Below are 13356 nucleotides of genomic sequence, written 5' to 3'. Positions count from 1 at the left end.
CTCAGCGCGTGGGCCTCGGTGCCGACTTCGGCAGCGTGGACTGCATCGACGCCGGGTAGCGGTCTCCCGAAGCGACTCCCGGCGGCGCGATGGCCTCGATGTCCGCGAGGTCCTTCTCCGTGAGCTTCACGTCCAGCGCGCCCAGGTTCTCGTCCAGGTACTTGCGCCGCTTGGTGCCCGGAATCGGCACGAGGTCCTTGCCCCGGGCCAGCACCCACGCCAGCGCGAGCTGCGCGGGCGTGCACCCCTTCGCCCTCGCCAGCCGCTCGATGTGCGTCACCAATTGCAGGTTGCGCTCGAAGTTGTCCCCCTGGAAGCGCGGCGAGTTGCGGCGGTAGTCATCCTGCGCCAGGTCCTCGAAGCGCTTTATCTGCCCCGTGAGGAAGCCACGTCCCAGCGGGCTGTACGGCACGAAGCCCACGCCCAGCTCACGGCACGCCTGGAGCACGCCATCCTCCGGCTCACGGCTCCACAGGGAGTACTCGCTCTGCACCGCGGTAATCGGGTGGATGCGGTACGCCCGCCGCAGCGTGGGCGCGTCCACCTCCGACAGCCCGAGGAAGCGCACCTTCCCCTCGTGCACCAGCTCCGCCATGGCGCCCACCGTGTCCTCGATGAGCGTGTTCGCGTCCACCCGGTGCAGGTAGTACAGGTCGATGACGTCCACGCCCAGCCGGCGCAGGCTCGCCTCGCAGGCCTTCTTCACGTACTCGGGGCTGCCGTTGATGCCGCGCTTCTGTGGGTCCGCCGGGTCCCGGACGATGCCGAACTTCGTCGCCAGCACCACCTTCGCGCGGTGTGGCCGCAGCACCCGGCCCACCAACTCCTCATTGGTGCCCGAGCCGTACATGTCCGCGGTGTCGAAGAAGGTGACGCCCCGCTCCAGCGCGTGCAGCAGCGTGGCCTCCGATTCCGCGTCGTCCCGACCGGAATAGAAGTCGGACATGCCCATGCAGCCCAGGCCGAGCGCCGAGACGCTCGGTCCCTCTCTTCCCAGCTTCCGTGTCTCCATCGTTTCAACCCTTCCCGCGTGCGCGCGGCGCGAGGTCTTCCGAGACGAAGAAGATGGTCAGCTCGGCGTCATCGTCGATGGGAGCACGGCTGGCGGCCCGCACGGCTACCGGGGGCGCGCGTCCTCCCCCGCCGACGCCACGAAGGCGCTGGAGTCCCGCGGCAGCTCCACGGTGAAGGTGGAGCCCTTGCCCGGCTCGCTCTCGACGCGGACGTGCCCGCCCATCATCTCCACCAACGTGCGGGTGATGTAGAGGCCCAGCCCCAGGCCGCCGTAGTGACGCTCCGACACGGCGCGCTCGAAGCGGCCGAAGAGGCGCGGCAGGTACTCCGGGTCGATGCCGATGCCCTCGTCCCGCACCTTCAGGCGGGCGCCGCCCGGGGTCTCCTCCAGGCACACGTGGATGGGGTTGCCGCTGCCGTACTTCACGGCGTTGTCCACGAGGTTGGTGATGACCTGCTCCAGCCGCAGCCGGTCCCACCGGCCCACGAAGCCCGACGCGCGGCAGTCGAGCTGGAGCGTGGAGCCGGCGCGGGCCGCCTGCGGCTCGTAGCGGGCGAGCACCTCGCGCACGAGCGCGTCCACGTCCACGTCCTCCAACGTCACCGTGACGCGGCCCGTGGTGATGCGCGACACGTCGAGCAGGTCGCCCACCAGCTCCGAGAGCTTCTTCACCTGCCGCGTGCCGACCTCCAGGTAGCTCTCCACCACGCGTCGGGGAATGGCATCCGGGTGCCGGGCCAGCTCGCGCGCCAGCGCCTGCAGCTTCAGGCTCAGCGGGGTGAGCGGCGTCTTCAGCTCATGGCTGGCGATGGACATGAACTCGTCGCGCAGGCGGATGGCCTCCTGCGCCTCGCGGTACAGGCGCGCGTTCTCCATGGAGAGCGCGGCCCGGTGCGCCAGCTCCGCGCCGAGGGGCACGTCCGCCGGCGTGTAGCGCCGGCCCGAGCGGGTGGTGGTGAAGAAGGTGAGCACGCCCAGCATGCTCCCGCGCGCCACCAGCGGCACCGAGATGAGCGAGAGGAGGCCGGTGGCCTGCATCACCCGCGCGTGCTCCTCGCTGTGCGTGCTCCGGCGGATGCGCTCGGGCGTGAAGTCCTCGATGAGGAGGGGCTCCGCGCGCAGGAGGGCCTCGGTGGGAGGGTGGTGGTGGTTGCCGTCGGGCCGCAGGGGGAAGCGCTGGACCTCTTTCGCCAGGTCCGTGTCCTCCGGCGCGGCGTGGGTCACTCCCACCCGGCGGAACGTCCCATCCGGCTCGGCCAGGTCGACGAGGCACCAGTCCGCGAGCGCGGGCACCACCAGCCGCGCCATCTCGCGCAGCGTGGCCTCGGGGTCCAGCGAGGTGGCCAGCAGGGCGCCCGACTCGGCGAGGAGCCGGAGCCGTCCCTCGGCCTGCCGCAGGTCGGTGGCCAGTGCCTCGGCGCGCTGGCGGGCGCGCACCACGTCCGTCACGTCGAAGCCGAAGCCCGCGAGACCGTCCACCCGCCCCTGGGCGTCGCGCGTGGGCTGGTAGACGAGGTTGAGGAAGATCTCCGGCGATGAGCCATCCGCCCGCTGGAACCGGGCCGGGAGCGCATGGCCGATGAAGGGCTCGCCCGTGGTGTAGACGCGGTCCAGCATGGCGATGATGCCCTGGGCCTCCGCCTCCGGCACCGCTTCCTGGACCGTCCTGCCCATCAAAGGGCGATGGCCGAGGAGTGCGTCGTTCAGCGTGTTGGAGAAGGTGTAGACGTGGCTCGGGCCGTTCAGGAAGACGATGTGCGCCGGGGCCTCCATGAAGATGGCATGGAGCCGGGCCCGCTCGGCCTCGGCGGCGCTCCGGGCCGCGCGCTCCCGCTCCAGCAGCACCGCGCGCTCCGAGTCCACCCTCCGGAACATCACGTTGAGCAGGGTGATGAGCAGCGCCAGCAAGGTGAAGAGCACCAGGGACAGGGCGTTCCCAGGCCCGAGGACGAAGCTGTGGAACGGCGCCAGGAAGTAATAGTCCACCGCCACGAGCGTCAGCGCCGTGGTGAGCAGCGCGGGCCCCCAGCCGCCCCACCAGCCGGACACCATGACCGCCCCGAAGAAGAACAGGAACGGGGTGACGGACATGAAGGACCACAGGCCGGACTGGAGGGCGAAGGCCGTCAGGAAGGCGCCCACCGCCACCGCATAGCGGCCACCCTCCGACTCCAGGAGCCGCCGCCACCGGCCACCCGAGGGGGGCGGCGGAGCGGGGACGTCATGCACGGACGGTGGGGAGGCGGGCAGGGCCGCGCGGTGGAGGGGCTCGGACATACACGTGAGGGACGGGCGGAGTCTTCCCTGAAGAGGCTCATGGCCTAACACGGCAGGGCCCGATTGAGGGACTTCACACCCAGGCTTGTTGATTGGAGGGCGAGCAGCCCGTCACCCCTTGGAGAGGAGGGTGCGGAACGGCTGGGGCTTGGCTCGGGTGGCGAGCGCCGCGGGCTCCACGTGGCGCACCTCCAGTCGCGGCTCCGTCCACCCGAGGTTGCGCAGCGCCGCGGTGAGCCGCTCGCACAGCGGGCCCACGTTCGCCTCCTCCGCGCCGGCCACCTCCAATTCGAAGCGCGAGCGCTCCACCTGCGTCAGCCGGAAGGCGCGCAGCGCGTGGTGCTTGAACACCCAGGCCAGCGTCCATGCGTCCACCGTGCGTCCGGAGGGCGTGAGGAAGTGGCATGCGCCGCGCCCGCCGAAGCCCTCCAGCGTCCAGCCGTGGAAGCCGCACGCGCACGCGTCCCGCCGCACGGTGCCCGCGTCGCCCGGGCGGTAGCGCAGCAGCGGCAGCACGCTGGGACGAAGCCGCGTCACCACCACCTCGTCCAGGCCGGGCTCCAGCCACACGTCCGGGGCGAAGACGTGGAAGCGGCCCTCGCCGCGCGCGCACTCCCAGGCGAGCGGGCCTGTCTCCGTCGTCGCGTAGTAGTTGAGGACGGGCGCCGGCACCTTCTCGCGCAGCGCCGCGCGCAGACCCACGGGCAGGTGCTGCGCGGAGGTGAGCACCAGCCGGGGCGTGGGTACCTCGCGCTGCTCCGCGAGCCAGCGCAGCCCCTCCGGGTCGGAGAAGAGGACCGCGGGGCGCACGCGGCACAGGCGCTCGCGCGCGTCGCCGCGCAGCACGGAGACACGGTGCAGCGCCCCGTCATGGAAGATGGGCAGCCGCACGGAGTACTCCAGCCCGCCCGGCAGCGCGTCCAGCAGCACCACCCGGGGGCGCGGCGGCAGCACGGCGCCCGCGCGCGACACGAGGAACCGCAGCACCGCCCACATGTGCAGGCAGTCCCGCCTGTCTCGCACCACGCGCACCGGGTCGCCCGTGGAGCCGGAGCTCTTCACCACCACGCACTCGTCGCTCTCGGCGGGCAGCGTGGGCACCGCGTCCCAGTGCCGCGCCAGCGTGCTCCGGTCCAGCAGTGGGAAGTGGCCCAGGTCCTCCAGCCGCTGGAGGTCCCCCGGGTGCAGCCCTGCCTCCTGGAGCTGGCGGAGGTGGTACGGCGAGGCGAGCAGCGCGCCCCGCAGCGCCACCAGTCGCGCGTCGAGCCGCGCCCGGGCCTCCGCTTCGTCCGCGAGCGCGGCGAGGTGCGCGAGGCCCTGGGCGATGGACTCGGCCCAGGGGATGTGCGGGCGCTGCGTGGACGTGTCCCGGCGGATGTGCGCGCGGGGGGCGACGTGGAGGTCGGCGGGGAGGGCTCCCGTCACTCGCGCCAACCTCGCGCCTCGGCTTCACGCCGGGCGGCCTCGGCCAGCATCTTCTCGCGCTGCTCGGCCTCCTTCCGGCGAATCTCCTCCGCGCGCACCATCTCCTGCTGCGCCTTGCGGTAGTCCAGTTGGTTCAGGCGCTGGGTGGACTGCGAGGGGGACTCGTCCTTCACCTCGCCGCCCACCACGTGCGCCCACTTGCGTAGGAACTCCTCCTGGCGGAAGGCGTTGGAGCGCACCATCTCCGCCGTCAGCGGAGCGATGTTGGCGAAGAAGCGCTGGAGGATGTCGGTCGCGTTGGCGCTCTTCACCAGCACCTGGGCCGTGGTCTCCCGCAGGGACGACGAGGCCAGCACGTGCGCGAGCATGCCCACCTGCTCCCTCCAGAGTGGGGAGTTGGCGTGGTCCTCCAGGGCCGCCCAGTCCTGGCGCGAGGGCGGCCGCACGTTCGCCATGCGGAAGGTGTCGCAGATGATGGCCACGGCCAGGTCATGCGGGTACGGCGAGGTGACGGGGACCGAGGCGAGCTGCTTGCGGATGAGGGGAATGTCGAAGCGCATCAGTTCTCCAGCAGGGCCTGGGACAGGGCGGCGGCGGCGGGGCCGAAGTCCGACAGCCACCTCACCACCACGAGGCGGAAGCGGCGCTCGCGCAGCACGGGGGCCAATATCTTCCGGACACCGTGTTCGTCCGGCAGCGCCAGGAAGGCGACCAGCGCGCGGGAGCGCCGCGTCGCCTCCACCAGCAGGTCCATGGCATTGCCCTGGCTCACGTTCGCCAGGAAGTCGCTGTCGGAGATGATGACGCGCATCGCGTCCGGCCGCTCGCGCGACAGCGTCTCCAGCAGGGGGAAGGGGAACCACGTGCCCCCGCCGATGTAGTGCAGCAGGAAGTCGCGCGCCGTCTCCTCGTCGTACATCCACGGCGACACGTGGGGATTGTCGTGCGAGTAGATGATGCCCTTCACCGTGGCCTTCTTGCGGATGGCCGAGGCGGACAGCACCTGCGCGGCCAGCGTCATCGCGTTGAGCTGGTGCTCGGGGCTGGGCATGGAGCCGCTGGTGTCCAGGTAGATTTCCACGGACGGCACGCCCAGCTCCGAGGGAATGGGCAGGTCCGCCTCCAGCTCGCGGCGCAGCGGCGCCACCGCCGCCAGCGGGCCCTGGGACAGCACCGTCAGCGTCCAGTCGATGGTGGACGGGTCGTCGCCGTACTCCCACGCCTCGGGGAGGGTGCGCAGGTACGGCTCCGGGCGCGAGGGCAGGGAGGGCAGCTTCACGATGTGCTGGTCCACCAGCCGCCGGTAGTGCCGCGACACCAGCGCGTGCCGCAGCTTCCCGCTGTCCGTGCCGGGCAGGTGCCGCGTGACGCGGTCGATGGTGTCCAGCGCGTCCGTCCCATCCCCACTCCTGCCGCCGCTCAGCCAGCCGCGCTCCTTCGCGTCCTCCAGCGCGTCGTCCCAGCCCGCGGAGCCGTGGACGGCCGCGTCCAGGTCGTCCACGTCCGGCAGCGACACGTCTCCGCCCAGGGGCAGGCAGTACTCCAGCTTCTGGGGTTCACCGACGTAGCGGATGAACATGGCGCAGAAGTAGAGGAACTGGAGGCGCGGCGTGGGCAGCGCGTAGAAGGTCTGCGCGAACATGCGCGCCTGGGTGCGGACATAGGGGAACTGGCGCTCCATCTCCGCCTCCTGCGCGGCGGGCGCGAGCGTGCCGGCGGCCAGACCCCACAGCTCCTCGTAGATGGCGAGGTAGAAGAAGAACAGCGGCGACACGTCGCCAGGGCGGGCGCGCTGGAAGCCGCGGTACACCTCCGCGAGCTGCTCCGCGTGCGTGCGGCCCACCACCTCGTTCACCTGCAAGTCGTAGAAGAGGTTGGTGAGGGACTGCTTCAGCCCGGGGATGAGCCGCTGCTCCTGCACCCGCAGCTCCGCGTCCCAGCCGAGCGTGTGGGGGAATCTCGCGTGGTGGCCAATCTCGTGGGCCAGCACGGCGGTGAGGCTGTCGGCGGCGCCCATGGACGCCAGCAGCTCGAAGTGGACGAAGACCTGCCGCTTCGCGAGGTCGATGTACGCGAGCGGCTCGTTGGCGTGGTCCGCGCCCGGGAGGAAGGGCACGTGGGGCTCGGGCGGGGTGAGCTGCACGTGGATGTCCCACAGCGCCAGCGCGTCGCGCCAGCACGCAGCGATGTGCTCGGGGGTGAAGCCGCGCGGGCTCATGCCGGGTTGAGCACCACCACGAACTGTGAGGTGTCCAGCGTGGCGGCGGCGCGCCAGTCGTTGACGAGGGTGGTGTGCCACCCGTCCACGCGCGGGTCGTTCAGCTCCAGCAGGGTGAGGGCCCGCGCCTCGTCGAGGGTGTACTCGGGCGTCTCGCGGCAGCCCATGGCGCCCAGGAGCATGGGCGTGTCCGTCAGCCACACGCCCTGCGTGGCCGCCTCGCGCCCGCCCACGGCGGTGCGGTGCCGGTCGTGGACGCACAGCACGGTGGGGGCGAGGAAGTGCATGTGGCCGGGCAGGAAGCGGCTGTCCTCGGCCGCCAGGTGCACGAAGTGGACAGTGCCCTCGCCGCCCAGCTGCTTCGCGGGCGGCTCCATGGCGGGGGCCACCGTCTCGCGCAGCCGGGCCTCGATGTCCGACAGCGAGAAGAGGTCCTGCCCCACGCGATAGAAGATGCGCTGCACCCACGGTGGCGCGGACTCCAGGTTCTCCCCCAGGTTCCACAGCTGCGCGAGCACCCCGGCGCGCTCGGGCTCGGGCACCTCCGCGAGCAGCCGGGGGATGAGGTTCGCCCAGGCGAGGGTGAAGAAGTTCTTCCGGCCCGCGCTACCGGGGTAGAGGTAGCCCAGGCCGATGGCCTCGGCGCCCAGGCGCAGGTAGGTGCGCAGCAGCTCCTCGCACTTCTCCGGGTCATCGCCCGAGGCCGCCAGCTCCTGGCCCAGCCGGGGCACGGGGCCGGTGAGCAGCTCCTGCCACAGGGCGGAATCCCAGCGCACGAAGCGGCCGCGGGCGCTCGCCTCCAGCTCCTCCACGAAGGTGCTCATGGCCGGCCTCCCGGGTTCTCCTTCAGCCACGTCGCGTAGTTGCGGTAGCGGCTGTACATGGACTTCAGGTGGATGAGGTCCTCGTAGACGGGGCCGGACAGCTCCTGCTTCGTGAGCAGGTCGTTCATCAGCACGGTGACGGCGGCGATGCGCTTCTCGGTGGTGCGCAGGTCCACGCCGGACAGGCCCTTGTCCAGCTCGTTGCGCAGGGCGCTCACCTTGCGGCGGATGGGTTGGTGCGTGTCGAAGCGGGCCATGGCCATGTCGAACATGTTGCGAATCCAGGCCACGCGGTCCTGGAGGAGCAGCCGGTGGTCCTTCGCCTCGAAGAAGGCGCTGCGCGTGTTGGGCACCAGCTTCTCGTGCAGCACCCACGGGGCAATCTGCCGGAAGTCCTCCAGCTCCACCGCGGAGTGGCCGCGGAAGAAGGCCAGCGCCTTCGCGAAGTGGAGGATGGTCTGGTAGGCGCGCACGCTGACGCCGTTCTCCGTCTGCGTGCACAGGTGCACCTTCTTGTCGAGCGGGCACTGCTCGTTGCACACCGCCGCCACCGTCTGCCCGGCGAGCTTCAGCGTGTCCTTGTGCTTGAACTCGAAGCGCGGCGAGGCGCGGCGGCAGAAGTCGAGCTGCCCGAGGAAGAAGGCGATGCGCTCCAGCACCTCCTTCGGCACTTCGATTTCGAGGATGGAGGCGTAGGCGCGCTCCAGCTCGCCAGGGGTGAAGACGATTTCCTTCGGCAGCAGCTCCTCGGGGGACTTGTCCGCCTCCAGGCGCTGGAGGAGCTGGTCCATGAAGCCCGAGTTGAAGGGCACCGCGCGCACGACGACGTCGATGCGGTCCTTGAGCGCCTCGATGACCTGGAAGGTGCCGCCGCCCTGGTCGTCGTTGGCGGTGAGGAACCAGGACGAGCGGCCCGCGTAGACGTACTGGTCCATCATCTCCGCGTACCCTTCCGCCATGAGGGACAGGAGCGCGGACTGCGTCTTGGTGGGGATGCGGTTGTACTCGTCGATGATTTTGACGCGCTGGCCAATCCACTTGCGCCAGCTCACCTTCACGGCGGACATCTCCTCCGCCTTGAGCATGTCCGCGGGCAGGGGCGCGCCGAGCAGGTCCGCGATGGACAGCTGCGGGTGGCCGCGCTGGATGCCGCGGTGGACCTCGTCGCGGCTCATCCCGGAGAGCAGGGCCATGAGCACGGCGGAGGTCGTCTTGCCGCGCCCGGGGCCGCCCACGAGCAGCGCGCGGCGGCAGGTGAAGAGCGTGAGCAGCGGGATGAGGACGAAGGAGCTGTAGCTGGTGTCCTCGGGGAGGTGGACCTCCTCACCCGCGGGCGTCTTGAGGGAGGCGGACGGCCCGAACTCGAGGTCGTAGTAGGGGCAGATGACGGCGTTGTTGGTGATCCACCAGTACGCCTGCCGCATCTTGTCGTGGAGGCTGCCCCCGTCGCGCTCCGAGAGGTGGACGTTGAGCCCCTTGTCCGCCGAAGCGCGCCCGGACAGCAGGCGCGTCACCCAGTCCTGATTGGCCATTCGGGTGGGGAGCGTATCACCAGGACGGTCAGAGCGTGACGAGGCCCATCCTCGCGGCGCGGACGACGGCCTCGGTGCGGCGCTGGACGCCCAGCTTGGCGAGCACCGCGTTGACGTGGAACTTGGCCGTGTGCTCGCTGATGGAGAGCCGGTCCGCGATGGCCTTGTTCGACAGGCCCTCGGCCAGCAGGGCCAGCACCTCGCGCTCGCGCGGGGTGAGCGTGTCGGGGCTGGCGGTGCCGCCCGCCGTCGTGGCCCGGGGCGCCGCGCGCACCTCCATGAGCGCCGGGTCGAACACGGTGAGCCCTCGCGCCACGGCGAGCAACGCGGCGGAGAGGGGCGCGGGGCCCACGTCGCGGAAGAGCAGCCCGCGTGCTCCCGCCGTCAGTGCCACCTCGCCCGCCGCCTCATCCGCCACCAGCGCGAGCACCGGAGCGCCCAGGTCCGGCGCCTCCACGCGCGTGTCCGCGTCCGGCAGCCGCAGGCCCGTGTCCCACAGCACCACGTCCGGTGCCTCGCCCTGCGTGGACTCCAGCTCCGCCTGCGTGCCGGAGGCCACCAGGAGCAGCTCGCCCGCCTGGTCGCCCAGCGCGCGGGAGAGCGCGCCCCGAGCGAGCGGATCCTCGGCGACGAGGGCGAGGCGGATGGGGGCGGTGGCGGCGTCCAGCACGAGACCTCTTCCTTAACCAGCCCCCGGGCCCTCCGCTCGTGATGGCCCGGTGCGACTTCCGGGTGGCACCGCCGGAGGGTGGGCGCTGGTAGCCTGCCGACAGTCACGGGCCGGACCCTTCAGTTCCATGAAGAAGTTTGAAGGAGGAGGCACTGCATGAATGCGCTGTGGGGGGTGGTCTGCACCGTCTTCGCCACGGTGGCCCACGCCGCGGCCCCGAGCCCCTACGCGAAGGCCGGCGACGAGGTGGTGAACAGCGTCCGCACCCGCTTCTTCGACGCGAAGAAGGCCGAGGCCTGGGCCGCGAAGCACCAAGGCTACGGCGCCGCCGCCTCCAGCGCGGAGGACTTCGCCCGCCGCACCAATGAGGCTCTCGCGGAGCTGGGCGCCTCGCACACCGTCCTCTACCCGCGCGGCGGTGTGGGGGACATGGCCCTCTCCGCCATCTTCCAGGAGTTCCTCAGGCTCCCCCGCGTCGAGCACGCCAGCATCGGCGCGGACATCGCCGAGACTCCCGCCGGCTTCTTCGTCCGCCACGTCTTCGCCGGAGGCCCCGCCGCGAAGGCTGGCGTGCTCCGGGGCGACCGCATCGTCTCCGTCGAGGGAAAGCCCTTCCGCCCTGGCACCTCCTTCAACGGCCGCGACGGCAGGGCCACCCGCCTCTCCCTCGAGCGCACCCAGGGCGCCGCGCTCCTCACCTTCACCGTCACCCCGCGCAAGGTGAACCCCAGGAGGGAGTGGCTGGAGGTCCAGCGCGGCAGCTCGCGCATCGTCGACCGCGGCGGCCAGCGCGTGGCGTACCAGCACCTCTACTCGTGCGCCGGCACCGAGCACCAGGAAGCCCTGCGGATGGCCCTGACGGAGACCTTCATGAGCGCCGACGCGCTGGTCATCGACTTCCGTGACGGCTGGGGCGGCTGCAACACCGAGTTCCTCGACCTCTTCAACCCGCTGGTGCCGTTCTTCACCGGCATCGACCGCGGCGGGCGGCGCAACACCCGCGCCACCACATGGCGCAAGCCGGTGGTGCTGCTCGTCAACGGCAACTCCCGCAGCGGCAAGGAGATGGTCGCCTTCGCCTTCAAGAAGCACAAGCGCGGCACCCTGGTGGGCCAGCGCACCGCGGGCGCCGTGCTCGCGGGCGCGCCCATCCGCCTGTCCTCCGGCGACCTGCTCTACCTCGCCGTCTCGGACGTGGAGGTGGACGGCGTGCGGCTCGAAGGCTCCGGCGTGGCCGTGGACGTGGAGGTGCCGGACGCCCTGCCGTACGCCGCCGGGAAGGACCCGCAGCTCGACAAGGCGCTCGGCGTGGCCGCCTCCGCCGTGGGCCGTCGCTGACTCAGCGGAACGCCGCGAGGTTGCGCTCCACCCACGCGGAGAACGGGCGCGCTGGCCGCCCGAGCACCCGCTCGACGTCGGGACTGATGCGCCGCTCGGCCTCCGTCGGCGTCCCCAGGATGTCGAGCGTTCCGTCGGCGACGGGCTCGGGCATGAACCGCAGCATCATGGCCCTGGCCTCCTCGCGACTCCATTCCACGAAGCGCAGCGGAGTCCCCAGTGCCTGTGCGATGACAGCGGCTTGCTGCCGAGGGGAAATGGCGGCTGGCCCGGTGAGCTCGTACACCTTGCTCGCGTGCCCGTCCTCCCGGAGTGCGCTGGCTGCGACGGCCGCGATGTCCGCCGGGTCCACGACGGGGAGCGCCACGTCGGCGAAAGGCGCGGCGACGCTGCGTTCGGCGCGCACGGTGGCGGCCCAGGCAAGGGCGTTGGAGGCAAATCCCCCCGGCCGCAGGAACGTCCAACGAACAGCGGAGTCTCGAAGCACGCTCTCGAAGGCACGCAGGTGCGCGTGGGAGGGCGCGGCGGGCCGGGTTGCGACTCCCTGAGACGAGAGCAGCACCACGCGGGGGACGCGCGCGGCCTCCAGAAGCCTCCGAAGTGCCTCGGGAGCCAGGCCTTCTCCGCCCCCCGGGACGAGCAGGAAGAAGCCCTTCGCGTCCCGAACGAGTGGCTCCAGCAACGCGGGGTCGGACAAGTCCGCTTGAACGTGCCGGACTCGCCGCGGAAGCGGCTCCGTGGGTGCCTTCCGTGCCACCGCCAACACCTCTTCACCCTCCGCCGCCAACGTGCGCACCAGCTCCCGCCCCACATTGCCCGTTGCCCCAGTCACGACGAACATCCGCTCGCTCCTCGAAAGAGTTCCCCTCTTCGATAGCGAGCGTGGAGACGCATCGTCACTTCGATTGCGAGAGGCACCTGCATTTGCCAGTAACTTCCCGGTTACCGACATGGCACTCAAAGTCAGGAAGAACCGAGCGACTCCGCCCGCCGACGTCGTCGTGCGGCGACGGGGCGAGGGCCCGAAGGCGGGAGAGGACTGCCCGCTCAACCGCTCGATGGAACTGCTCAGCGGTGCGTGGGCCCCTCACGTCATCTACTACCTGAGCGCCCAACCCCGGCGCTTCGGCGAGCTCCGCATCGATATCGCGGAGGTCTCCGCGCGCGTGCTCAGTCAACGCCTGCGAGAGCTGGAGGCCAGGGGCGTGGTCTCGCGCGCCGTCGTCCCCACCACGCCCCCATCGACGGAGTACGCGCTCACCGAGCTCGGGCGTGAGCTCGTCCCCGTCATCCAGGCCATCGCGGATGTCGGCCGTCGCCTGCAGAACCGCCCCGTCGAGCGGCGGAGCCGCCCGGGACCCCGGAGCGCGGCGAAACCGCGTCTGCTCGAGGAGTGACCATGTCCGAAACCCAGAGAATGCTGGCATGAGACGCATACGCATCGATGGGTTGAAGCGGCGGGGTGCTCCCCTCGTGGTCCGACAGTCGTGGTTCGGATGAAGATGGCGCGGCGCTTCTGCTGAAGGAACATGAGGGGGCTTCCCAGGCCCACGCGTATGCAAGGCGCTCGACGTGGCCGCCTCCGCCGTGGGCCGTCGCTGACTCCTTCGAGGCGCGAATCGCTCCTGCATCGAAGGTTCCCACCCTCGTCGCGAGCGTGGAGCCAGATGCCCCTCGCGGCCTCCGTTGCGGTCAGGCCGTCGTCCCGCGGCACCGCATGACTCCAGCCGCGGCTTTTCATGGGCCGCTACCTGCTCCGCCTCGCCACCATGTATCGATGGGCGCACGAGCCGGATGACCCGCCAGGCCCTCACCGGGCGCGGGCCCATCCTCCCTGGATGTCAGCCCCTCGCATGTCGCGAGCCCTGCCTCCCTCGTATGTCAGTCCTCTCCCATGTCCCTTCCGGCCCCTGGCTGGAACGGAGCCAGATGACCCGCCAGGTCCTCACCGGGCGCGGGCTCCACCCTCCCTGACATGTCAGCCCCCTCCGGTAGAAGGGTCGTCGTGGAGGAATGATTCCTCCAGCGAGGCGGTGGCCCGGGGAGGTGGGGAGGGG

The 13356-nt window shown here is 71.1% G+C and carries 11 protein-coding genes; 2 read left to right on the top strand and 9 right to left on the bottom strand.

Translation table 11 applies throughout. The features are described from left to right. Position 1 precedes the first annotated feature (1 nt). From HG543_RS14715 to HG543_RS14680, 8 genes are all read right to left on the bottom strand, one after another. Complete coding sequence (locus HG543_RS14715) at positions 2-1012, bottom strand: aldo/keto reductase (protein WP_169345391.1); 1011 nt, start codon at positions 1010-1012, stop codon at positions 2-4. A 105-nt stretch (positions 1013-1117) separates the two neighbouring features. After that, positions 1118-3292, bottom strand: a complete 2175-nt coding sequence (locus tag HG543_RS14710) for a sensor histidine kinase (protein ID WP_169345390.1) — start codon at positions 3290-3292, stop codon at positions 1118-1120. A 111-nt stretch (positions 3293-3403) separates the two neighbouring features. Then, positions 3404-4717 (bottom strand): phenylacetate--CoA ligase family protein, encoded by a 1314-nt coding sequence (locus tag HG543_RS14705; protein ID WP_343073356.1) that lies wholly within the window; start codon positions 4715-4717, stop codon positions 3404-3406. Next, the gene (locus tag HG543_RS14700) at positions 4714-5277 is read right to left on the bottom strand and encodes a hypothetical protein (RefSeq protein WP_169345388.1); all 564 of its coding nucleotides are present in this window, start codon (positions 5275-5277) and stop codon (positions 4714-4716) included. The genes HG543_RS14705 and HG543_RS14700 overlap by 4 nt, the downstream gene beginning before the upstream one ends. Next, entirely contained in the window at positions 5277-6935 is a 1659-nt protein-coding gene (locus tag HG543_RS14695) for a M48 family metalloprotease (protein WP_169345387.1), read from the bottom strand. Before HG543_RS14695 ends, HG543_RS14700 begins: the two co-directional genes overlap by 1 nt. Then, a complete protein-coding gene (locus tag HG543_RS14690; protein WP_171818460.1) occupies positions 6932-7759 on the bottom strand; it encodes a hypothetical protein in 828 nt (275 codons plus the stop codon). The genes HG543_RS14695 and HG543_RS14690 overlap by 4 nt, the downstream gene beginning before the upstream one ends. Next, positions 7756-9291, bottom strand: a complete 1536-nt coding sequence (locus tag HG543_RS14685; RefSeq protein WP_169345385.1) for an AAA family ATPase — start codon at positions 9289-9291, stop codon at positions 7756-7758. Before HG543_RS14685 ends, HG543_RS14690 begins: the two co-directional genes overlap by 4 nt. Before the next feature lie 28 nt (positions 9292-9319). Then, positions 9320-9961: a LuxR C-terminal-related transcriptional regulator gene (locus tag HG543_RS14680; protein ID WP_169345384.1), complete on the bottom strand. Its 642-nt coding sequence runs from the start codon at positions 9959-9961 to the stop codon at positions 9320-9322. A gap of 156 nt (positions 9962-10117) precedes the next feature. Between HG543_RS14680 and HG543_RS14675 the strand changes: the two genes are divergently transcribed. Further along, positions 10118-11299 (top strand): S41 family peptidase, encoded by a 1182-nt coding sequence (locus HG543_RS14675; RefSeq protein ID WP_169345383.1) that lies wholly within the window; start codon positions 10118-10120, stop codon positions 11297-11299. Between the two features lies 1 nt (position 11300). Here the strand turns inward: HG543_RS14675 and HG543_RS14670 are convergent, their stop codons facing one another. Further along, positions 11301-12140, bottom strand: coding sequence for an NAD(P)H-binding protein (locus tag HG543_RS14670; RefSeq protein ID WP_169345382.1), 840 nt, complete (start codon positions 12138-12140; stop codon positions 11301-11303). 109 nt (positions 12141-12249) lie between these two features. Here HG543_RS14670 and HG543_RS14665 point away from each other — a divergent pair, with 109 nt between their 5' ends. Then, positions 12250-12696, top strand: coding sequence for a winged helix-turn-helix transcriptional regulator (locus tag HG543_RS14665; protein WP_169345381.1), 447 nt, complete (start codon positions 12250-12252; stop codon positions 12694-12696). Positions 12697-13356 lie beyond the last annotated feature (660 nt).

The organism is Pyxidicoccus fallax (assembly GCF_012933655.1).
Classification (GTDB): domain Bacteria; phylum Myxococcota; class Myxococcia; order Myxococcales; family Myxococcaceae; genus Myxococcus; species Myxococcus fallax.
Note: the sequence above shows the minus strand (reverse complement) of the source record. Positions and strands in the feature narration are given on the sequence as shown.